Raw genomic sequence first — 20,797 nt, 5'->3', positions numbered from 1 at the left:
AGGGAAACAGCATCATGCCAATGTACCGATCCAGAACTTCCACACATGGCCGTAACATGGCCGGTGCCCGCGGGCTGTGGCGCGCCACCGGCATGACCGAGAGCGATTTTGGCAAGCCGATCATCGCAATCGTCAACTCGTTCACGCAGTTTGTTCCGGGCCACGTACACCTGAAGGATCTGGGCCAGATGGTCGCCCGCGAGGTCGAGGCCGCAGGCGGTGTCGCCAAAGAATTCAACACCATTGCGGTGGATGACGGTATCGCCATGGGCCATGATGGTATGCTGTATTCACTGCCTTCGCGTGAGGTGATCGCGGATTCCGTCGAATACATGGTCAACGCCCATTGCGCTGATGCCATGGTCTGTATCTCGAACTGTGACAAGATCACGCCCGGAATGCTGATGGCGGCGATGCGCCTGAACATTCCGGCCATCTTTGTCTCGGGCGGGCCGATGGAGGCAGGCAAGATCGACATTGCCGATCTGGACGTCAAGAAGATCGACCTTGTCGATGCGATGGTCGCTGCCGCCGATGATCATTACACTGATGAGCAGGTTAAGCATATCGAGGAAAACGCCTGCCCGACTTGCGGGTCGTGCTCGGGCATGTTTACCGCCAACTCGATGAACTGTCTGGCCGAGGCACTGGGTCTGGCACTGCCGGGCAATGGCTCGACGCTGGCCACCCATGCCGACCGCAAGGACCTGTTCCTTGAAGCTGGACGCCGCATCGTCGAGATCACCAAACGCCACTATGAGCTGGACGAAAAAGGCTTCCTGCCGCGCGAGATCGCAACCTTCGAAGCGTTTGAAAACGCCATGAGCCTTGATATCGCCATGGGTGGCTCGACCAACACCGTGCTGCACCTGCTGGCCATCGCGCATGAAGGCGAGGTTCATTTCAACATGAGCGATATGGATCACCTGAGCCGCAAGGTGCCGTGTCTGTGCAAGGTCGCGCCAAATACTGAGAATGTCCACATGGAAGACGTCCACCGCGCGGGCGGCATCTTCTCGATTCTGGGCGAACTGAGCCGGGCGGGGCTGCTGCACGAAGATTGCAGCACGGTGCATTCGGCGACGATGGCTGAGGCGATTGCAAACTGGGATATCAAGATCGCCAACAACCCCAAGGCGCAGGAACTTTTCAAAGCCGCACCGGGCGGCGTTCGCACCACGCAGGCGTTCAGCCAGTCAAACCGATACAAGGAACTGGACACTGACCGCGAAAACGGCGTTATCCGGAACAAAGAGCACGCGTTCAGTCAGGATGGCGGACTGGCAGTGCTGTTCGGTAACATCGCCCGCGAGGGGTGCATCGTGAAAACCGCAGGCGTCGACCCGAGCAGCCTGACCTTCACCGGCACCGCCTATGTCTGCGAAAGCCAGGATCAGGCGGTCAACGACATTCTGACCGGCAAGGTCGAGGCAGGTGATGTGGTCGTAATCCGCTACGAAGGTCCCCGCGGCGGGCCGGGCATGCAGGAAATGCTGTATCCGACCTCCTATCTGAAATCCAAAGGTCTGGGCAAAGCCTGCGCCCTGCTGACAGACGGCCGCTTTTCGGGCGGCACCTCCGGTCTCTCGATCGGCCATGTCTCACCTGAGGCGGCCGAGGGCGGTGAGATCGGTTTGGTGCAACAGGGTGACAAGATCGAGATCGATATCCCCAACCGCACCATCCATCTGGCTGTGTCGGACGAGGAACTGGCGGCGCGGCGCGAAGAACAGGACGAAAAGGGATGGGTGCCCGCAGAACCACGCAAACGCAAGGTGTCTACTGCGCTCAAGGCCTATGCCAAGCTGACAACCAGTGCGGCGAAAGGGGCCGTTCGACAGGTCTGATCAAGCCTGGGCCCGGCACCGCGCATTCTGCGGTGCCGGGCCCAATCGGAAGAGATGTCTCGTCACAGGCATGGGTAGACGGGTGCGGGACTTACGGCTTCAGTCACCCAGTTTTGCGTGAATTTCGTCCAGGTCGATCTCACCTGTCGGCATCTTGTTGGCCGGGTTTTCAAAATCGTATTTGAACAGCTCGAAATCGCTTTTGTAGATTTCATAGACTAGATGCATCGACAGATCGTCAAAGTAGTCCTCTACCGGATGCGCACGCTTCGGGCCGTGCCCCTCGGACTCGTTGAACCGAGGAATTTCAGACAGATTTATCGAGTTGGGTGTTTCAATATGGTTCAGGACGCCCTGCATTCCGTCATTGAACTTTTCGGTCCAGAAAATTTGGTCATACCGACCGCCATTGACGATAAAGGTTGATACATGCCCCGACATGGCCGACCAATGAATGTCCGGGTCCATCGGGCGACGCCAGCGGATCGTGTCACGGGCAAACAGCAGAAAGCGCCTGAAACTCTTGATCTGGTCAAAATCACCCCGCCCGTCATCGCCGCCGACCTCGATCCCGTAGTTGTAGACCAGCGACGGCACAAGATTTCCGCGATAGCGACGGCCGTTGCGCTGGATACCGCAAATCTTGTCAAAGAACGAGCTTAGGATACGTGTATACGGGTTGCGAACACAGGTGAACGCATAGGAGCGATGCGCACGGACATTGTTGGAAATCGGCCCCTGGCTCTGATCGAAGGCCCATTTATGCATGCCGTCTTTGGCATCGTGAATATCGCCGTCAAAGAACTGCCCGTGATCCGAAAAATACATGATCTGGCCGATGGTTGAACATGCGCATTTCGGCACGACGCGGTAAACCACGCTTTCGCTTTCCGTCATCCACGTGCCTGGAAATCCCATATGCCACCCCTCCTTCGCCCACCGAGTCTCAAACTGATCGGCCAGCTTTTGGGTTCAAAGAACCAAAAATATTCTGTTTATTCAATCGCTCATCCTCAGTATCAGGGGTGAAACCAGGCGGAAACCGGAAAAATCGTACCTATAATGGCAAGAATTGCGTATATTTTGCTGTGCCACAAAGGTCCTGATGCAATCATCGCACAGGCCGAACAGTTGACAGCTGCTGGCGACTACATGGCGATCCATTTCGACGCCCGTGCCAGCGCGGTTGATTACAATCGCATTCGCAATGCGCTGAAAGACAACCCAAATGTCACATTCGCACGCAAACGCATCAAATGCGGCTGGGGGGCGTGGTCACTGGTTCAGGCCACGTTACACGCAATAGAAGCCGCGGTTGAGGCGTTCCCGCGCGCCACCCATTTCTACATGCTGTCTGGCGACTGCATGGCGATCAAGACGGCGGAATATACCCATCGCTTTCTGGATGAAAACGACGCTGATTTCATCGAAAGTCACGACTTTTTCGAAAGCGACTGGATCAAGACCGGAATGAAGGAAGACCGGCTGATCTATCGCCACTATTTCAACGAAAGAACGCAAGCCCGGCGATTTTACACATCTTACGAACTGCAAAAGAAATTCGGGCTGACCCGCGAAGTTCCGCATGACATGCAGATCATGATCGGTAGCCAATGGTGGTGCCTGCGCCGTCGGACCATCGAAATGATACTTGAGTTTCTGCGCAAGCGTCGGGACGTAAAGAGGTTCTTTTCGACGACGTGGATTCCGGATGAAACGTTCTTTCAAACGCTCGTGCGCCACTTCGTTCCCAAAGAAGAGATCGAGAACCGGACGCTCACGTTTCTGATCTTCTCGGACTATGGCATGCCGGTCACTTTCTGCAATGACCACTATGACATGCTTTTGGCCCAAGACTATCTGTTCGCCCGTAAAATCAGCCCGGAAGCGACAGAACTGAAAGAGCGTCTGGGAAATCTCTACGCCAGCAGTGGCGTGGAATTCCGCATCTCGAACGAGGGCCGGAACCTGTACAGCTTTCTGGCAGGCCGCGGCAGGGTCGGACGCCGGTTCGGACGCCGGTTCTGGGAAGTGGGCAGCACCACAGGACCCGAACGCCAGCTGTTTCTGGTTGTTTGCAAAAAGTGGCACGTCGCAAAGCGGCTTGTGCAACGGATCAGCGATGAAACGGATATCAAAAGCGTCCAGTATCTGTTTAACGAAGAGGACACTTGGCTTCCTGATCTCGGGGGCATTCAGACCACGCTAGAGAAACGCAACCGGCATCGCCGCGCCGTTGTTGGAATGTTGTTCGAACAATTCGATACCGACAGGCTGATCATATGTGTCGATCCCGCAAATCTGGATCTGATCCAGGACTTTTGCGCCGATCAGGCAAAGACGCATGTCATGGAGATCAGATGCCAGTATTCCGACGACTATCTGATTGGACACGCCCGTCGTGTCGGATTGGCGGCACCCCACACTCCGGAAGCAACCATGAAACACTTGCTGCCGACAATCCGCAACGACCTGGCTTACGAATCTGATTGTATCCGCGATGCGGGTATCGATCAGCTCTGGCGGATTGCCGAGACGTCTTCCATGGATGAGAACGCAGTTAATATTGCTGAATTTCTGTCACTCTCGGAAGATCAGAGCAGAAAGATCATGCAGTTGGATTATCTGTTCTCCGACTAAACGCACACCGTCCAGCCCGATGTCCAACCGTGGTTCAGGACTGTACTGCCATCCGGGCACGAACCTGAACTCCGAGAACCACGAAACACCAAGGCAGAACCTTCTGCAACACTACCAGTTGAAGTTGGGATTTTCGTGGGGTGGCACGCCGAACTCTTACCCCCCTGAGGAATACTAACGTGATAAAATAAAGACGTGCCACCCTCACTGTCAGTCTGTCATTATGGCGAAAATGTGTCCAAGCTTTTCTTTGAAATTGACTGTCGCCACCGCGGAAACCAGTTGATTGAACGGAATGCGATCAACCTGTGATAGCGGCGCGTTTTGGCTTAATCAGACCGGCAAGTGTGTCTGACTTCTGTGCCGAATTTGCCGTTCGGTGCCGGTTTTGAGAGTGCCAAGTACGATGTCACAGAATTCAACTACATGCCGGAGAACAAGGTCGTTTTTCAGGAAAACACCGCAATCAGTCTCTAACCTTATCAAGGCCAGCCCTCATCGCTCGCGGAGATGCGCCAAACTCAGCGCGAAATGCACGTGTCATTGCACTCGGGTTACCATAGCCTGATCGTAAGGCGATCTCGCCAACCGAAAGGTCCGTTTCAACAACAAGCTTTCGCGCCAGATTCAGGCGCAGGCGGCGATAGACCTGGGCCGGGTTCGCACCAAGTTCGGCTTGCATGCGCGTCTCAAGTACCTTCAGCGACCTGCCAGTCCGCCGTGCGATTTCAGGAATTGAGATGGGATCCTCTACATGTTCCTGCATCAGTGCCAGTGCCTTGTTGACCGAAATACTGGTCGATCCGGCCCCCCCAAAGTGAGAGCGAGCCGACTCGCGCGTCATGAACAGTTGCGCGACCTCCAACGCCAGCGCCTGTCCATGATCCCGCCCGATCAGGTGCATGATCAGGTCAAAAGCCGCCATTGCTCCTGAACATGTGATGCGGTTTTCATCAATGACATAGCGCTCCCTGCTGCTTTCAACCTCGGGGAACCGCTCAGAAAAGGCCGTTAGTTCCTCCCAATGGATTGTGGCCCGATACCCGTCGAGCAATCCAGCTTCGGCCAACAGCCAGCTTCCGGTATCCATGCCGCACAGAACCTGAAATCGAGCGGCCGCAGAACGCAGGCTGGCTTGGGTTCGCCATCCCCCATGCGCCTGAAACCCGTAGGACGGCATGACCACCAGCATATCCCCGGCTGCGTCGGACAAAGTAGCATGTGGAGCAACCTGCAGACCGGATGAAGACGTAACCGGCCCCGGCCCCAGCGACAGAAAACGCCATTCAAACAAAAGGCGACCCGATAGCGTATTCGCCGCCCGCAAGGGTTCAACTGTGTTCGCAAGACAGTGGTTCGAAAATCCGTCAAACAGAAGAACACCAAAGTTCTGCGCTGCGGTGGTAGGTTTTTTCCAATCTGGCATGAAAGATGTCTATTCCTGCATGATACGTCAGGCAAGTCCCTTCAAGCTGACTCCAAATCCAAATCTGGAGATCAACAATGCAGTATGGCCTGTCCGAAGAGCAGGAGATGATTGTCTCAACCGTCCGCAGCTTTGTGGAGAACGAGATTTATCCCCATGAAGACCTCGTGGAACGGAGCGGAGAAGTTCCGAAAGAGATTGCCGACGACATCAAACGCAAGACGTTGGAGTTGGGATTTTACGCCTGCAACTTCCCCGAGAGCGTCGGAGGCGCCGGGCTCAATCATCTGGAATTCGCTCTGGTCGAACGTGAACTTGGGCGCGGCTCGATGGCATTGAACCATTTCTTTGGCCGACCACAGAACATCCTGATGGCCTGCGAAGGCGATCAGATCGAAAAATACCTGATGCCCGCAGTGCGGGGCGAGAAGATGGACGCCCTTGCAATGACCGAGCCGGGCGCGGGTTCGGACGTGCGTGGAATGAAGTGTTCAGCGGTGCGCGATGGCGGTGACTGGGTCGTAAATGGCACCAAACATTTCATCTCGGGCGCCGAACATGCCGACTTTATCATCGTTTTTATCGCAACAGGTGAAGATCAGACGCCTAAGGGTCCAAAGAAACGAATTACCGCATTTCTGGTGGATCGCGGCACGCCCGGCTTCACGATTCGGGATGGCTACAAATCCGTCAGCCATCGCGGCTACAAGAACATGGTGCTTGAATTCGACGATTGCAGGCTTCCCGATGCTCAGGTGTTGGGAAAGGTCGATGGCGGCTTCGATGTGATGAACACGTGGCTTTATGCGACCCGGATCACGGTCGCGGCAATGAGTGTTGGACGCGCACGTCGGGCCTTTGACTTTGCGCTGGATTATGCGGCGACACGCGAGCAATTCGGCCAGAAAATCGGCAAGTTCCAGGGCGTGAGCTTTCAGATTGCCGACATGATCACGGAAATCGATGCAGCAGACCTATTGACACTTGCGGCTGCGGATCGCCTGGACAAGGGCTTGCCGGCGAACCGGGAAATCGCCTCTGCCAAGCTCTATGCATCGGAAATGCTGGCCCGGGTGACCGACGCTGCGATTCAGGTGCATGGTGGAATGGGCCTGATGGACGATTATCCGCTTGAACGCTTCTGGCGCGACGCGCGGGTTGAACGGATCTGGGACGGAACCAGCGAAATTCAACGCCACATTATCAGCCGCGACTTATTGCGGGCGCTGGGTGCATGATAGAAGTAGAAAAATCGCGCTGGCGCTCGATGTCTCGCCTAACCAGAGTTCTGGCGCCTGCGACACTTGCTGTTATTGGCGGCGGTGCATGGTGCAAGGAAGTCATCCGACAGGCGCGCAAAATCGGGTTTGAGGGTGAGATTTGGCCCGTACACCCAAGGTCTGGTGAGATTCTGGGTGAGCAGGCATATGCAACTATCGAGGACCTGCCCAGTGCGCCGGACGTGGCCTTCGTTGGCATCAACCGACTAGCTTCAATCGAAGCCGTTGCGGCCCTGTCCCTCAAAGGAGCAGGCGGCGCTGTCTGTTTTGCCTCGGGTTTCACTGAGGCTATTGCCGAAGATGCAGGGGCTGCTGATTTGCAAACCCGGTTGGTTGCTGCTGCTGGCGATATGCCCATCCTTGGCCCGAACTGTTACGGCTTCGTAAATGCGCTTGAGCGGGTGGCGATCTGGCCAGACCAGCACGGGATGAAGCCGGTAGATCAGGGTGTGGCGATCCTGACGCAGAGCTCCAACATTGCCATCAACATGACAATGCAAAGTCGTGCCTTGCCTTTGGCGTTTATGTTGACCTGCGGCAATCAGGCCCAGACACATCAGGCCGACATTGCTTCGGCATTGCTGGAGGACGACCGTATCACTGCGATCGGCGTTCACATTGAAGGTTTTGGTGACCTGAGAAAATGGGAGGCTTTAGCTGAACGCGCCCGGGCCAAGGGTGTTCCTATCGTCGCGCTCAAGGTGGGACGGTCGGCCCATGCACAGGCCGCAACGATTTCACACACCGCTTCGCTTGCCGGAAGTGATGCGGGCGCGCAGGCGTTTCTGGATCGGTTGGGGATTGCGCGGCTCTCGGATATCCCAAGTTTTCTTGAGACGCTCAAGCTTCTGCACGTAACAGGGCGGCTGGAAAGCAATGCCATTGCCTCAATCAGCTGTTCCGGGGGTGAGGCCAGCCTGATCGCAGACATGGCCGAAGGCCGAAATCTTGTATTTCCACCGCTGACGCAAGCCCGGCGTGAAGCATTGGGTCAGGCGCTTGGCCCAATGGTGGCGTTGGCCAATCCGCTGGACTATCACACGTATATTTGGCGGGATACTCAGGCAATGACCCGAGCCTGGTCTGCCATGGCGGGACCGGATGTGGCTCTAACCATGACGATTGTGGACTATCCGCATACAGATGTAACGGATTGGAAGTGTGCTACCGAGGCAGCGTTGAACTGCGCCCGTGAAACCGGCAGACCCTTTGCCGTTGCTGCCGGTCTGCCAGAACTGATGCCCGAGGATGTGGCACACCAATTGATGAGCGGGGGCGTAGTTCCATTCGCCGGGTTGCACGAGGCGCTTTCGGCTGCTGAAGCCGCATCACGCCCGCAACCCGAAGCCTCAGAACCTGTGTTGTTGCCGACCAGTTGCACGGCTGATCTGGTTCTGACCGAAGCAGAGGCCAAGGACGCCTTGGCCGAATTTGGTGTAAAAACTCCTCGGCGTGTTTTGGCGACGGCAGGAGGGGTTGACCATGCCGTCTGTCAGATGCGACCGCCGTTTGCCGTCAAAGGGGTTGGGCTGGCGCACAAGACCGAACACGGGGCCGTAAGGCTTGGCGTACCTACCGAAGATCTGACTTCTGTAACCGAAGAAATCGGAACCAGCGAGGTCCTGATCGAAGAGATGGTGACCGGTGGTGTGGCAGAATTGCTGATCGGTGTCACACGCGACCCTGCGCATGGTTTTGTCCTGACGGTTGGCGCCGGCGGGGTGTTGACCGAGATTCTGCGCGATTCCGTTTCAGTTCTGATCCCTTCGAGCCGGGATGCCGTAAAAGCAGCTCTTGGAAAGCTGGCCTGTGCGCCCCTTTTACGAGGGTATCGCGGTAATTCCGCTGCGAACATGGACTCGGTTCTGGATGCTGTCGAAGCCGTTCAAAGATACGTGGTTGCCAATGCGGCAACTGTCAGTGAAGTTGAAATCAACCCGCTCATTTGCACCGCCGAAACTGCGGTGGCAGTAGATGCCCTGATCCGAAAGGCCAGTTCATGAACCCTGTAAAAACGAGGCGCGATGGCGCCATTCTGGAAGTCACACTGGATCGTCCCAAGGCAAACGCGATTGATCTGGCGACCAGCCGCGTGATGGGTGAGGTCTTTCGCGATTTTCGCGATGATCCCGATCTGAGGGTCGCGATCCTAACTGCTGGTGGAGAAAAGTTCTTTTGCCCGGGGTGGGATCTGAAGGCGGCGGCAGATGGCGATGCGGTGGACGGTGACTATGGCGTTGGCGGATTCGGGGGGCTGCAGGAATTACGGGACATGAACAAACCCGTTATCGCGGCGGTGAACGGAATTGCATGTGGTGGCGGTCTGGAGCTTGCCCTCAGCGCGGACATGATCTTGGCGGCAGACCACGCGACCTTTGCCCTGCCCGAGATTCGTTCAGGTACTGTCGCCGATGCGGCCAGTGTGAAACTGCCAAAACGCATCCCGTATCACATCGCCATGGAGTTGCTGTTGACCGGGCGCTGGTTTGACACCGAAGAGGCGCACAGATGGGGTCTGATAAATGAAATTGTTCCCGCCGATCAGCTTCTCGACCGGGCCTGGGAACTGGCCCGCCTTTTGGCGAGTGGTCCGCCACTTGTTTACGCTGCGATCAAGGAGGTCGTGCGCGAAGCTGAAGACTCCAAGTTCCAGGATGTCATGAACAAGATCACCAAACGCCAGTTGCGTACCGTGGACGTTCTTTATGGCTCCGACGATAACAAGGAAGGTGCACTGGCCTTTGCCGAAAAGCGCGATCCCGTGTGGAAAGGGCGATAACGCCTCTCAGGCCTTGTCGAACAATGCGATGAACGCCGTGTCGTCCTTGTTGGGACCGGCCGCGAGGTCGCCATAGATACGGACTTCGGGCAAGGTCAGGTTATCAATCTGGCCTTGCTCCATTTTACTCAGGGCGTCGGCAAATCCCATCGTCTCAAAGTGTTTTGCATTGATCGACAGGGCAAATTGCGCACCGGGTCGGGCAATACGCAGCAGCGCCGGCAGGGCCTCGGGCCCTAGGTGGCCGTGCGTGAAGGTACCAGAAGAGACGATGCCGGAATAGCTGTCGCGCGGAACCGGAATACCCTGATTCAGATCAGCCTCGATCGCATCGCGGTAAATGTCCTTGCGCATCGCCTGATCCAGCATTTCAGCGCTGATATCCGTGGCATCGATAGGCCCCACGCCCAGCCCGGCCAGAATGGCACCGCAAAGGCCTGTGCCCGCACCAACATCCAGCACCGGCCCCTGCCCCCCCGCACCGACGAAAGCGCGGGCAGTGTGGATATGCAGCTGATAATCTTCGAGCGCCGCAAAACTATCGTCATAGTCTCCGGCCCATTCTGCATAGAGCAGTTTGTGATCTTCGGGGGTTTCCAGTGCGTAAGCGGCGTGCAGGTTCGGTTTTTTATCGGTCATGACTTAATGAAAGGCGCAACAGGAGATTCGAATCAAGTGCGTCCATCCGGCGCTTGCATCCTTTTTGCAGCCGGATCATCTAGGTGGCATGACTGGTACGTTACTTTCTTTCGGACACGGATACTCGGCCCGGGCGCTGTCCCGGCAGCTGAAGCCCCTGGGCTGGCAAATTATCGGCACGACGCGCAATCCAGAGCAGGACGGTGAAATCCGTGGCTCGGGCGCACAAACGGTTGTCTGGCCCGGTGAATCGCCTTCTTTCGATGGTGTTACCCATTTGCTCATCTCGACAGCGCCGGATGCAGATGGCGACCCCGTTCTCAGTGAATTGGGCGATGAGATTGCAGACCGCGCAGCCCAGTTTTCATGGGTTGGATACCTGTCCACAACCGCCGTCTACGGGGACCACAAGGGGGGATGGGTGGATGAGGGCACCGCACCCGCGCCTACGGCAAAACGTGGCCGGTGGCGTGTCAGCGCCGAAGAGCAATGGGCGGCGATACCCGGCCTTCCCCTGCACATCTTTCGGCTGGCCGGGATATACGGGCCGGGCCGTGGCCCATTTTCCAAGCTCAAACGCGGCGGTTTGCGGCGGATCATCAAGCCGGGACAGGTGTTTTCGCGCATCCACGTTGAGGACATAGCACAAGTCCTGATGGCTTCGATGGCGCAGCCAAATCCAGGTGCGATCTACAATGTCTGCGATGACGAACCGGTGCCGCCGCAGGACGTGATCGGTTATGCAGCGGAATTGCAGGGCCTGCCCCTTCCTCCCGCAGTACCGTTCGACGAAGCCGAGATGACGCCGATGGCGCGCAGTTTTTACGAGGAAAACAAGCGGGTTCGGAATGACCGGATCAAGAATGAGTTGGGGGTTAAGCTGATCTATCCAAATTACCGGGTTGGGTTAGAGGCGCTGTTAAAAGCCCAAGGTGCTGACCCGCAAAATTCGTAGGCGTCGGAATGGGTTGGGCGCATCTGGTTTATGTTATTTGGAACTTTCGCACGTTGGGGCGACTGCATGCCCGCCTTCAGCAACAGTTTCCGGGAACCACCGAGCAAATCTGGAAATCCCTGTCTGCACTGCAAAGGTTCGACATCGTGTTAGGCCCAGCAGTTTTTGGGATGAGGGCGGCACTATTGAATCTGGCAGTCGCTCATCCGGAACGCCTACCGGTTTACATACTTGGTGACGATGAAATAGCCAGGTTGGTTCGTGCTTTGAATCAGAGCCGTTTTTCGGAGCTTTATCGCTGGCTTGATAAAGCGACCGGCTTCTCGTACTAAAAATTTCCGGCCTTGCACCCGCTATTTTCAGGCCCGCTTCTCTCCGATCGTTGCGATGCCCAGAACGTCCAGAACCTTGGCTTCTATCTGTTCTGCGTTCATCCCGGCAACGGCGTACATATCCGCCGGATTGGCCTGATCGATAAAGATATCCGGCAGGACCATCGAACGATATTTCAGTCCGGTGTCAAAGACGCCTTCCTCGGCCAGAAGTTGCGCAACGTGGCTGCCAAAGCCGCCAATCGCACCTTCTTCGATGGTGATCAGAACGTCGTGATTTGACGCAAGATCCAGGATCAGATCCCGGTCCAGCGGCTTGGCAAAGCGTGCGTCGGCAATAGTGGGGGTGATACCTTTGGCAGAAAGGGATTCGGCGGCCTTCTGAACTTCGGCCATACGTGTGCCGAAGGACAGCAGTGCAACGCGTGAACCTTCCTGTATCATCCGTCCCTTGCCGATCTCCAGCACCTCGCCGCGCTCTGGCAGATCGACGCCCACGCCCTCACCGCGCGGATAGCGGAAGGCGATGGGTCCATCGTCATGGGCCGCCGCTGTGGCGATCATGTGCACCAGTTCGGCCTCATCCGCAGCGGCCATGACGACCATACCGGGCAAGTTCGACAGATAGGCAACGTCAAATGAACCGGCGTGGGTTGCGCCATCCGCGCCCACCAGACCTGCGCGGTCTATGGCAAAACGCACCGGCAGGCGCTGGATTGCCACGTCATGCACGACCTGATCGTATCCGCGTTGCAGGAACGTCGAATACATGGCGCAGAACGGTTTCATGCCCCCGGCGGCCAGCGCGGCCGAAAAGGTCACCCCGTGCTGCTCCGCGATTGCCACATCGAAACAGCGCGACGGGTACCGTTCGGCAAACAGGTTCAGACCCGTTCCATCGGGCATGGCGGCGGTGACGGCGACAATCTTGTCGTCCCGTGCAGCTTCCTCGACCAGAGTTTTGCCAAAGACAGACGTATAAGAAGGTGCGTTCGAGGGCGCCTTTTTCTGTTCGCCTGTTACCACATCGAATTTTGCGGTTGCGTGTCCTTTGTCGCGCGCCTGTTCGGCGGGGGCATAGCCTTTGCCTTTTTTGGTCAGAACATGGATCAGGATCGGACCATTCGCACGCGCTTTGACCGTACGCAGCACCGGCAGCAACTGATCCATGTCGTGCCCGTCGATAGGACCGAGGTAGGAAAACCCAAGCTCTTCGAACAGCGTGCCGCCCATGGCCATGCCTTTGAGCATCTCCTTGGCTCGCTTCGCACCCTCACGGAACGGCTCGGGCAACAGCGAAACGGCACCCTTGGCGGCGGCCTTCAGGTCCTGAAACGGCTCTTCCGCATAAAGCCGGGAAAGATAGTTCGACAACGCCCCCACGGGGGGTGCGATGCTCATTTCATTGTCATTCAGGATGACAATCAGGCGTTTGTTCAGGTGGCCTGCGTTGTTCATTGCCTCGAAGGCCATGCCTGCCGACATGGAGCCATCTCCGATCACGGCGATCGCATCGCCCAGACCTTCGGGGATATTGCCGCCCAAATCACGGGCTACAGCAAAGCCCAGCGCGGCGCTGATCGAGGTTGAGCTATGCGCTGCGCCGAACGGGTCATAGGGGCTTTCGCTGCGCTTGGTAAAGCCGCTCAGCCCGTCCTTTTGCCGCAGAGTGCGAATGCGCTCGCGCCGTTCCGTCAGGATTTTGTGCGGATAGCACTGATGGCCCACGTCCCAGATGACCTTGTCCCGCGGCGTGTCAAAGACCGCGTGCAAGGCGACCGTCAGTTCAACAACGCCCAGACCTGCGCCCAGATGCCCGCCTGTCACGGAAACGGCCGAGATCGTCTCGGACCGCAGCTCCTGCGCAAGCTGGGTCAGTTGTGCATCCGAAAACTGCTTCAGGTCCGCCGGGCGGTTCACGAGATCCAGCAACGGTGTATTCGGGCGGTCAGACGTCATGTTTTGGCGCATCCCTTGCGGCTTAGCTGTCCCGGGCAATAACGAAGCGTGCGGCATCCTTCAAGGTTTCAGCCCTTGATCCGTAGCCATCCAACGCCGCACAGGCGGCTTCCACCAGTTCCGCGGCACGCGATCTGGCCGCATCCAGCCCCAGAAGCGAGACGAACGTTGCCTTGCCCGCCTGCGCATCCTTTTGCAGACGCTTTCCGGCTTTTTCGGCATCACCTTCGACATCCAGAATGTCATCAGCAATCTGAAAAGCAAGGCCAAGCGCCCGGGCATATTGGCGCAACGGGATACCGTCTGCCTGGGCCAATCGGGCACCGGCGCAGGCCGACCATTCGATCAGGGCACCGGTTTTACCTGCCTGCAATCTGGTTATCTGTTCCAGCGTAAGCGGTTCAGACGCGGTTTCGGCGGCGATATCCAGCGCCTGTCCCAGCACCATGCCCTGGGCACCGCTGGCTTTCGCCAATGTTAGAGCCAGTTCCGCGCGAACATCGGCTGTTCCCACCTCGGGTCGGGTGCAAAGTTCAAAGGCCAGAGTTTGCAGCGCATCACCTGCAAGAACCGCGGTGCCGTCATCCCATTTGACATGCACGGTCGGCCTACCCCGTCTCAGATCATCGTCATCCATGCAGGGCAGATCGTCATGTACCAGAGAATAGGCATGCAACGCTTCGATTGCGGTGGCGGGCCAGATTGCCTGCGTTTCCTCGATATCGTGCAGACGCGCGCTTTCCAGCACAAGAAACCCGCGCAGTCGCTTGCCGCCCCGGGTGGCATAGGCCATCGCCTGAGTGATCTCCAGGTCGTCCAGCGCCCCCAGAACCAGATCGAACTGCTTCTGAATGCGCTCGGCATCCCCCACCAATTGTTCGCGAAACATCAGAGCCCTTCGACAGGTGTGGTCCCGGTTGGCTGACCACCAGCATCCAGCGTGATGGCAGCCACTTTTTCCTCGGCCCGTTTCAGCTCAGCCTCGCAACGCGCCTTGAGTTTTGCACCCCGTTCGTACAGCGCAATCGACTGGTCCAGCGCCACGTCGCCACGTTCCAGCTGTCCGACAACGGTCTCAAGCTCTTTCATCGCCTGTTCAAAAGTCATCTGGTCAACAGGTGTCTCGGTCATTGTGCAGCCTTTATCAGTTCTTCCACATGCGCGCGTGTCGCGTCGGCAAGCGCGTTCAGATCATACCCGCCTTCCAAAGTCGAGACGATACGACCCTGACAAACCTCATTGGCGATCCCGCACAATTCGGCGGTAACCCATGCAAAATCACCGGTAGACCAGTTCAGATTGGCCAACGGGTCGTCCTGATGCGCGTCAAACCCGGCGGAAATGATAATCAGCTCTGGCTTGAATGCGCGCAGGCGCGGAAAAACCTGTCCCTCATAGGCTGCACGCATCTCAGCCCCGCCCGAGCCGGGGGCAAGCGGGATATTCAGGATCGTGTCGTGTACACCCGTTTCATCCGGGCGACCCGAACCGGGCCACAACGGCATTTGCTGGCTGGTTACCACTAGCGCGCGCGCCTCGTCCCACAGCAAATCCTGAGTCCCGTTTCCGTGGTGAACGTCGAAATCCACAACAGCAACCCGCGACAACCCGTGATGGTCAAGGGCGTGCTTGGCTGCCAGCGCCGCATTGCCAAACAGGCAAAATCCCATGGCTGTTTCGGATTCGGCGTGATGACCTGGCGGACGAACTGCGCAAAAGGCATTTGGCACCTCGCCGCCCAGAACCATGTCGACGGCCCGCACCACCGCCCCGGCTGCGCGATAGGCCGCATCGATCGATCCAGGCGATATGAACGTATCACCGTCAATCTGGGTAAATCCGCTGTCTGGGCATGCAGCGCGAATATCCCGTATGTAACTGTCCGGGTGGACCCGGCGCAGGTCGTCATCGGCGGCAAGCGGAGCGGTCACGCGCTTGAGTTCCAGCGCTTCGAGCGCATGAAGAATATGTTCCAGACGCGCCACCCTTTCCGGGTGGCCCTGCGGGGTAACGTGGCCGAGGCAATCGGCATGGGTAATGAGGGCGGTTGTCATGGCGCGCAGGCTATCAACGCGAGGACGCGAAGGTAAATAGTCAATCTATTTGCGACAACAATTCCGGGGCCGTTACCAACTGCCGGGCACCATGGCTCTGAAACTCTTCGAAGGCATTTCCTTTCGCCGCCCAATCCTGAAGAGAGCTATACGAAACTTTCTTGCAATCCGGCCGCACGTTCCACGTCACCTGCATCGGAGAGCAGATTTTCTGCATAAAGTCCGGACCCGTTGTCGAGCCCTTGTACATCACTGCCGCATCGCCAGCAGACGGCAAGGCCATGGGTTGGTGAAAGCCGTTGGCAATGTTGCCGTCATAGGCAAACATTGCGAAATCAGCCGCTTTGTCATCATTGACGACCAAAAACACCTGACTTTCAACACGTAGTGCAGGGTTCGCACAACTGTCACTAAAGCAGGAATTCAGTGTAGGCCCGGGGGCCACATCGCATGTGGTAAACACCCAATGCACTTCAATCGTGTCGCCCGGTTTTGCTCCGCCATAGCTTACGGTACCATCGGGCTGGGTGAGTTCCGCTTCGCTAAGCTCATCTGTTTGGTTGCATCTATACCCCACCATACCGTCTTCAGCCGCCAATACCGAAAAGCCCGGCCCCTTGTGTTCGGCCAGCGTATGCGAATGAATGTCGCACAGGTTCATCCGTCTGATATCTGTTGCGACCGGAAAACTGATGGGGTTCGTGCCCGCATCGTTGGAGATGTCCCGAGGGGACTGAGGTCCGTAATTCCGGCACAACTCCTGCGCCATCGCAGACATTGGAAGCATTGCAATAAATAATGTGAGGAAACGCATAATAATCACTCCACTCGATTAAATTCGCGCGCAGTGTATCATGAGCCAGAGTACTACTCACAAAAAGCGTAACGTCAGTCCGGTGCCAGCATGTAGCCCGCGCCGCGAACCGTCTGTAAATAACGTGGCCGCTTGGGGTCTTGTTCTATCTTTCGGCGCAGACGAGTGATCTGAACGTCGACGGCGCGCTCCTGCGCCTGTCCCCGGTCACGCCCCAGGTCCTCGACCAGCTTTGCCCTGCTGATCGGCTCACCAGGCTGTGCAGAAAATATCTTCATCAGCTGGCTTTCCGTCGCCGTCAGGCGCACCGGGTTTTCGCCCTGCCACATCTCACCGCGTTCGATGTCATATCGAATAGGCCCAAGATGCAGGATCTTGGAAACGCTGTCCTGTGCCGGTGTTTCCGGCATCCGCCGCAGGATCGCATTGATCCGCAGCAGCAATTCCTTGGGTTCGAAAGGTTTGGCCAGATAATCGTCCGCTCCGGCCTCAAGCCCGGCAATCCGGTGTTCGGTTTCCCCCCGCGCCGTCAACAGCAGGATCGGCGTGTTGTGCGTTTCACGTAGCGCCCGTGTCAGGCTGACACCATCCTCTCCGGGCATCATCACATCCAGCACGATCAGGTCAAAATCCAGCCCCGACAAAACCCGCCGCGCATGCGCGGCGTCTCGTGCGGCTGTGACCAGAAAGCCGTTCCGCATCAGAAACTTCTTGAGCAGATCGCGAATCCGTTCGTCATCGTCAACGATCAGCAGGTGGGCGTCCATTTCGCTCATGAAGTTGTTTCCCGCAATTTGGTATAGGCGCGACGCATATCAGCATCCATCATCGCTTCAAGTACTTTACGAAACCCTGCCACGGCTTCAGGACCTGCATCTTTATAGGCGGCGCGCATCCGGGCGCGCTGGGCGTCGGACAGGCGGGTTTCCAGCGCCCGACCTGCCTCAGTCAGAAACAGATGCCGTTCGCGTTTATCCACTTTGCCCACACGGCTTTCGACAAGACCATCTTCGATCAAAGTCCTCAGAACCCTGTTCAGAGATTGTTTGGTAACACCAAGGATGGCCAAGAGATTGTTGACGGTGGTTCCCGGCGCGCGATTGATGAAATGGATGGCCCGGTGATGGGCGCGACCATAGGCCATCTGGGTCAGGATTCGATCCGGATCCGCCGTAAATCCGCGATAGGCAAAGAACATCGCCTCGATTCCCTGCCGCAATTGCTCATCTGTCAGAAACAACAGGCTTTCGCCACCAAAGACAGGGGCGGGGCGGGTTTCGGACATATCGGGCCTCTTTTCTTAGCTCTATCCGAGTTTATGTCAGCGTTGTTGACATTCCAATAGTGAACAGGTATCGACTCGCAGTTTTTGCGCAACATTATGTCCACTCCGGACCTATTGGGCGCAACAATCGGAAATTCAGGCCGGTTTTGGAGGTTAGCATGGCGGGCTATGACGATCGTGAAGGTGTCATCTGGATGGATGGCGAACTGGTACCCTGGCGCGACGCGAAGGTGCACATTCTGACCCACGCGATGCACTATGCCTCGTCCGTGTTCGAGGGTGAGCGGGCGTACAATGGTAAAATCTTCAAAAGCCGCGAACACTCCGAGCGCCTGATTGCGTCGGCAGAAGCCCTCGATATGCCAATGCCTTACACTGTCGATCAGATTGAGGCCGCAAAAGATGAGGCGCTGAAGGCCAGCGGATTGCAGGACGCTTATGTCCGCGTGGTTGTCTGGCGTGGTTCGGGCGATGACATGGGTGTCGCATCCGCGCAGAACCCGGTTCGTATGGCCATCGCGGTCTGGCCGTGGGGGGCGTATTACGGCGACGCTAAGATGCAGGGTGCCAAGCTGGACATTGCTGAATGGAAACGCCCCAGCCCCGAGACCATTCCGGTTCACGCAAAGGCGGCGGGTCTGTACATGATCTGCACCATCTCCAAGCACAAGGCCGAGGCCAAGGGCTGCTCGGACGCGTTGTTCATGGATTACCGCGGTTACGTGGCCGAGGCGACTGGCGCCAACGTCTTTTTCGTCAAGGACGGAGAAGTTCATACGCCGTTACCGGACTGTTTTCTGAACGGCATCACCCGTCAGACCGTGGTTCAGATGCTGAAGGATAAAGGGATCACCGTGCATGAGCGCCACATCATGCCCGAAGAGATGTCAGATTTCGAACAATGCTGGCTGACCGGCACCGCAGCCGAAGTCACACCTGTAGGTCAGATTGGTGAATACACCTTCGAAGTTGGCGATCTGACCCGCGAAATCGCCGAGGACTACGAGAAACTCGTCCGTTCCTGAGAATTATACACGACCTTTTCCGCCCCCGTGTTTTGCGGGGGCTTTTTTGTGCCATTCATTCAAATAGTGTTGCAGATCGTTCAGCATAGTGGACGAAAGGCAATACTTGCCTATCTTTTGGCCATGTTGGACCTGCTAAGCGATATCCTCACCCGCCTGTCCCTGAAGGGGACATTCTATTTTCGAACGTCCTTTACGCCGCCCTTCGGAATTCAAGTGCCAAGTTTTGAAAACGTGGCGCGGTTCCACTTTGTGCAACGCGGCGAACTCAAGGTGTTTTTGCCTGAAACGGGAGATAAGCTTAGGCTCAAACAAGGGGATTTGATCCTTATTCCGCATGGTGCGGCGCATGCGCTGCTGTGTAACGAAGTGCGGCCGATGGATGCCTTACCTCTGGAAAACGTGCTGGAAGCCGCCGGATACAATGGCGATGGCGTTCTGGTCTATGGCGGGACCGAAGAAGGCCGGGACACTCAGCTGATCTGCGGGCATTTCTCGTTTACGCAAGCGCCGGGCAAACGGGGCGCAGGGCACATGTTGGTTGACCGGTTGCCGCCATACATTCTGATAGAAAACTATGGCGAAGAAGTGGGCACCTGGATCGAAGCCACACTGCGCATGATCGGCTCGGAGGTAGGCGGCGCGCGTATTGGGGGCGACCTGATTGCGCTAAAACTGTCCGAAGTGCTGTTTGCCCAGGCAATACGGGCCTATCTCGAACGTCAAAGCCCGGACAATGCGGCACTGGCCGGGTTTGCCGATCCCCGTATTTCCCGCGCCCTGACGGCGTTCCACCATTCTCCGGCGCAAAGTTGGAGTGTTGAAACCCTTGCGCGTGAGGCCGGCATGTCACGAACGGCATTTGCGCAGCTGTTCGCGCAAAAGATGGGAACAACGCCTTTGCAATACCTGACCAGCTGGCGGATGCAGATCGCCTGCCACGGGTTGACGGAAAACCGATGGAATGTGGCCGATGCCGCAATCGAGGTGGGATACGCATCCGAGGCCGCATTTTCGCGCGTGTTCAAAAAACAGATCGGACTGTCACCGGCGGCATACAGGGCGTTGCATTAATACGCGCCGGATTTTGAACGATCTGCAAAGAATGCAAAACGATCTGGGCTGCTGCGTCCGGGATGACTTTCCTAACTTGGGGGTATCTTAACCAGGGAAAGGAAACTCGAATGTCTTTACGTTTTGTGACCCGTACAGTGCACGCCTACCTTGACTATCCGGTCGCCCTTGCGCTGGTCATCCTGCCATTTGTTCTGGGGTTGGGGCAGTCCAACCCGATGGCGCTTTGGCTTTCAGTGATCACCGGTGTGGCGGCCTTTCTTCTGACCGTACTGACCGATCACCATCTGGGTATTTGGAGGGTTCTGCCATACAGGTTCCACCTTGCAGTGGACCTTGTTGTCGGCATCACATTCCTGTTTGCACCGGGTCTTTTGGGCTTTTCCGGGCTGGATGCTGCCTATTACTGGCTGAACGGCGCGGCGGTGGTGCTGGTGATTTCACTCAGTGCACCTGAACGGGGCGTGACAGCCTGAAACAACCGGAACCGATCTGGCAAATCGCTAAAATCCGGGCCGCGTATATAGAAATGCGCGGCCCGAATTGTATCCGCGCTTAGTGCGCAGCAGGTCCACGAACCCGCAAAAACGTGATAACCGCTGTGTCGCGTTTGGAGGCTCGTGTCGCATCCGGCGAAGTTCCGGATGCCATTTCTTGTGAAACTGTCTTTGATTACAGCTGTTTTCAG

19 protein-coding genes are annotated in these 20,797 nt (G+C 57.0%); 9 read left to right on the top strand and 10 right to left on the bottom strand.

Features of this window, described 5'->3' with window-relative positions:
- The first annotated feature begins 14 nt into the window (after nt 1–14).
- Nucleotides 15–1,847, top strand: coding sequence for a dihydroxy-acid dehydratase (gene ilvD, locus ACR0D6_RS09580; RefSeq protein WP_170653676.1), 1,833 nt, complete (start codon nt 15–17; stop codon nt 1,845–1,847).
- Nucleotides 1,848–1,946: 99 nt separating this feature from the next.
- Here ilvD and ACR0D6_RS09575 read toward each other — a convergent pair whose 3' ends face one another.
- On the bottom strand, nt 1,947–2,765 hold the full coding sequence (locus ACR0D6_RS09575) for a sulfotransferase family protein (protein WP_480765346.1): 819 nt from the start codon (nt 2,763–2,765) through the stop codon (nt 1,947–1,949).
- Between the two features lie 144 nt (nt 2,766–2,909).
- Here ACR0D6_RS09575 and ACR0D6_RS09570 point away from each other — a divergent pair, with 144 nt between their 5' ends.
- On the top strand, nt 2,910–4,487 hold the full coding sequence (locus tag ACR0D6_RS09570; protein ID WP_480765345.1) for a DUF5928 domain-containing protein: 1,578 nt from the start codon (nt 2,910–2,912) through the stop codon (nt 4,485–4,487).
- Between the two features lie 466 nt (nt 4,488–4,953).
- Here ACR0D6_RS09570 and ACR0D6_RS09565 read toward each other — a convergent pair whose 3' ends face one another.
- Entirely contained in the window at nt 4,954–5,913 is a 960-nt protein-coding gene (locus ACR0D6_RS09565; protein ID WP_480765344.1) for a GlxA family transcriptional regulator, read from the bottom strand.
- Between the two features lie 77 nt (nt 5,914–5,990).
- Between ACR0D6_RS09565 and ACR0D6_RS09560 the strand changes: the two genes are divergently transcribed.
- The 3 genes from ACR0D6_RS09560 to ACR0D6_RS09550 are packed head-to-tail and all read left to right on the top strand — an operon-like array spanning nt 5,991 to nt 9,972.
- A complete protein-coding gene (locus ACR0D6_RS09560) occupies nt 5,991–7,151 on the top strand; it encodes an acyl-CoA dehydrogenase family protein (protein WP_480765343.1) in 1,161 nt (386 codons plus the stop codon).
- Nucleotides 7,148–9,196, top strand: a complete 2,049-nt coding sequence (locus ACR0D6_RS09555) for an acetate--CoA ligase family protein (RefSeq protein ID WP_480765342.1) — start codon at nt 7,148–7,150, stop codon at nt 9,194–9,196. Before ACR0D6_RS09560 ends, ACR0D6_RS09555 begins: the two co-directional genes overlap by 4 nt.
- On the top strand, nt 9,193–9,972 hold the full coding sequence (locus ACR0D6_RS09550; protein WP_480765341.1) for a carnitinyl-CoA dehydratase: 780 nt from the start codon (nt 9,193–9,195) through the stop codon (nt 9,970–9,972). The genes ACR0D6_RS09555 and ACR0D6_RS09550 overlap by 4 nt, the downstream gene beginning before the upstream one ends.
- A gap of 6 nt (nt 9,973–9,978) precedes the next feature.
- Here ACR0D6_RS09550 and ACR0D6_RS09545 read toward each other — a convergent pair whose 3' ends face one another.
- A complete protein-coding gene (locus ACR0D6_RS09545; protein ID WP_480450813.1) occupies nt 9,979–10,611 on the bottom strand; it encodes a class I SAM-dependent DNA methyltransferase in 633 nt (210 codons plus the stop codon).
- Between the two features lie 88 nt (nt 10,612–10,699).
- Here ACR0D6_RS09545 and ACR0D6_RS09540 point away from each other — a divergent pair, with 88 nt between their 5' ends.
- Nucleotides 10,700–11,566 carry an SDR family oxidoreductase gene (locus ACR0D6_RS09540; RefSeq protein WP_480765340.1) on the top strand — a complete coding sequence of 289 codons (867 nt, stop codon included), beginning with the start codon at nt 10,700–10,702 and terminating at the stop codon, nt 11,564–11,566.
- A 359-nt stretch (nt 11,567–11,925) separates the two neighbouring features.
- On the opposite strand, the gene dxs is transcribed toward ACR0D6_RS09540, so the two are convergent.
- From dxs to ACR0D6_RS09505, 7 genes are all read right to left on the bottom strand, one after another.
- Nucleotides 11,926–13,857, bottom strand: coding sequence for a 1-deoxy-D-xylulose-5-phosphate synthase (dxs, locus tag ACR0D6_RS09535; protein WP_480765339.1), 1,932 nt, complete (start codon nt 13,855–13,857; stop codon nt 11,926–11,928).
- A gap of 22 nt (nt 13,858–13,879) precedes the next feature.
- Nucleotides 13,880–14,746 (bottom strand): polyprenyl synthetase family protein, encoded by an 867-nt coding sequence (locus tag ACR0D6_RS09530; RefSeq protein ID WP_480765338.1) that lies wholly within the window; start codon nt 14,744–14,746, stop codon nt 13,880–13,882.
- Nucleotides 14,746–14,988: an exodeoxyribonuclease VII small subunit gene (locus tag ACR0D6_RS09525; protein ID WP_170653656.1), complete on the bottom strand. Its 243-nt coding sequence runs from the start codon at nt 14,986–14,988 to the stop codon at nt 14,746–14,748. Before ACR0D6_RS09525 ends, ACR0D6_RS09530 begins: the two co-directional genes overlap by 1 nt.
- Nucleotides 14,985–15,911, bottom strand: coding sequence for a histone deacetylase family protein (locus tag ACR0D6_RS09520; protein ID WP_480765337.1), 927 nt, complete (start codon nt 15,909–15,911; stop codon nt 14,985–14,987). The genes ACR0D6_RS09525 and ACR0D6_RS09520 overlap by 4 nt, the downstream gene beginning before the upstream one ends.
- Before the next feature lie 40 nt (nt 15,912–15,951).
- Entirely contained in the window at nt 15,952–16,689 is a 738-nt protein-coding gene (locus ACR0D6_RS09515; protein ID WP_480765336.1) for a delta-class carbonic anhydrase, read from the bottom strand.
- A 110-nt stretch (nt 16,690–16,799) separates the two neighbouring features.
- Nucleotides 16,800–17,501 (bottom strand): response regulator, encoded by a 702-nt coding sequence (locus ACR0D6_RS09510; protein ID WP_480765335.1) that lies wholly within the window; start codon nt 17,499–17,501, stop codon nt 16,800–16,802.
- Complete coding sequence (locus ACR0D6_RS09505) at nt 17,498–18,010, bottom strand: MarR family winged helix-turn-helix transcriptional regulator (RefSeq protein WP_480765334.1); 513 nt, start codon at nt 18,008–18,010, stop codon at nt 17,498–17,500. Before ACR0D6_RS09505 ends, ACR0D6_RS09510 begins: the two co-directional genes overlap by 4 nt.
- Nucleotides 18,011–18,168: 158 nt before the next feature.
- On the opposite strand from ACR0D6_RS09505, the gene ACR0D6_RS09500 reads away from it, so the two are divergent.
- The 3 genes from ACR0D6_RS09500 to ACR0D6_RS09490 all read left to right on the top strand — a co-directional run bounded on the left by ACR0D6_RS09500 (nt 18,169) and on the right by ACR0D6_RS09490 (nt 20,585).
- Nucleotides 18,169–19,035: a branched-chain amino acid aminotransferase gene (locus ACR0D6_RS09500; protein ID WP_480765333.1), complete on the top strand. Its 867-nt coding sequence runs from the start codon at nt 18,169–18,171 to the stop codon at nt 19,033–19,035.
- A gap of 123 nt (nt 19,036–19,158) precedes the next feature.
- On the top strand, nt 19,159–20,109 hold the full coding sequence (locus tag ACR0D6_RS09495) for an AraC family transcriptional regulator (protein ID WP_480765472.1): 951 nt from the start codon (nt 19,159–19,161) through the stop codon (nt 20,107–20,109).
- Between the two features lie 110 nt (nt 20,110–20,219).
- Complete coding sequence (locus ACR0D6_RS09490; protein WP_480765332.1) at nt 20,220–20,585, top strand: SPW repeat domain-containing protein; 366 nt, start codon at nt 20,220–20,222, stop codon at nt 20,583–20,585.
- Nucleotides 20,586–20,797 lie beyond the last annotated feature (212 nt).

It is taken from the genome of Ruegeria sp. BJ6 (assembly GCF_056537885.1).
The sequence above is the reverse complement of the archived record's forward strand: the minus strand, read 5'-3'. Positions and strand labels throughout refer to the sequence as shown.

Excerpts from the sequence above, each read along its gene's own strand:
- ilvD (WP_170653676.1), top strand. The coding sequence starts at position 15 with ATGCCAATGTACCGATCCAGAACTTCCACACATGGCCGTAACATGGCC.
- ACR0D6_RS09575 (WP_480765346.1), bottom strand. The coding sequence starts at position 2,765 with ATGGGATTTCCAGGCACGTGGATGACGGAAAGCGAAAGCGTGGTTTAC.
- ACR0D6_RS09570 (WP_480765345.1), top strand. The coding sequence starts at position 2,910 with ATGGCAAGAATTGCGTATATTTTGCTGTGCCACAAAGGTCCTGATGCA.
- ACR0D6_RS09565 (WP_480765344.1), bottom strand. The coding sequence starts at position 5,913 with ATGCCAGATTGGAAAAAACCTACCACCGCAGCGCAGAACTTTGGTGTT.
- ACR0D6_RS09560 (WP_480765343.1), top strand. The coding sequence starts at position 5,991 with ATGCAGTATGGCCTGTCCGAAGAGCAGGAGATGATTGTCTCAACCGTC.
- ACR0D6_RS09555 (WP_480765342.1), top strand. The coding sequence starts at position 7,148 with ATGATAGAAGTAGAAAAATCGCGCTGGCGCTCGATGTCTCGCCTAACC.
- ACR0D6_RS09550 (WP_480765341.1), top strand. The coding sequence starts at position 9,193 with ATGAACCCTGTAAAAACGAGGCGCGATGGCGCCATTCTGGAAGTCACA.
- ACR0D6_RS09545 (WP_480450813.1), bottom strand. The coding sequence starts at position 10,611 with ATGACCGATAAAAAACCGAACCTGCACGCCGCTTACGCACTGGAAACC.
- ACR0D6_RS09540 (WP_480765340.1), top strand. The coding sequence starts at position 10,700 with ATGACTGGTACGTTACTTTCTTTCGGACACGGATACTCGGCCCGGGCG.
- dxs (WP_480765339.1), bottom strand. The coding sequence starts at position 13,857 with ATGACGTCTGACCGCCCGAATACACCGTTGCTGGATCTCGTGAACCGC.
- ACR0D6_RS09530 (WP_480765338.1), bottom strand. The coding sequence starts at position 14,746 with ATGTTTCGCGAACAATTGGTGGGGGATGCCGAGCGCATTCAGAAGCAG.
- ACR0D6_RS09525 (WP_170653656.1), bottom strand. The coding sequence starts at position 14,988 with ATGACCGAGACACCTGTTGACCAGATGACTTTTGAACAGGCGATGAAA.
- ACR0D6_RS09520 (WP_480765337.1), bottom strand. The coding sequence starts at position 15,911 with ATGACAACCGCCCTCATTACCCATGCCGATTGCCTCGGCCACGTTACC.
- ACR0D6_RS09515 (WP_480765336.1), bottom strand. The coding sequence starts at position 16,689 with ATGTCTGCGATGGCGCAGGAGTTGTGCCGGAATTACGGACCTCAGTCC.
- ACR0D6_RS09510 (WP_480765335.1), bottom strand. The coding sequence starts at position 17,501 with ATGAGCGAAATGGACGCCCACCTGCTGATCGTTGACGATGACGAACGG.
- ACR0D6_RS09505 (WP_480765334.1), bottom strand. The coding sequence starts at position 18,010 with ATGTCCGAAACCCGCCCCGCCCCTGTCTTTGGTGGCGAAAGCCTGTTG.
- ACR0D6_RS09500 (WP_480765333.1), top strand. The coding sequence starts at position 18,169 with ATGGCGGGCTATGACGATCGTGAAGGTGTCATCTGGATGGATGGCGAA.
- ACR0D6_RS09495 (WP_480765472.1), top strand. The coding sequence starts at position 19,159 with ATGTTGGACCTGCTAAGCGATATCCTCACCCGCCTGTCCCTGAAGGGG.
- ACR0D6_RS09490 (WP_480765332.1), top strand. The coding sequence starts at position 20,220 with ATGTCTTTACGTTTTGTGACCCGTACAGTGCACGCCTACCTTGACTAT.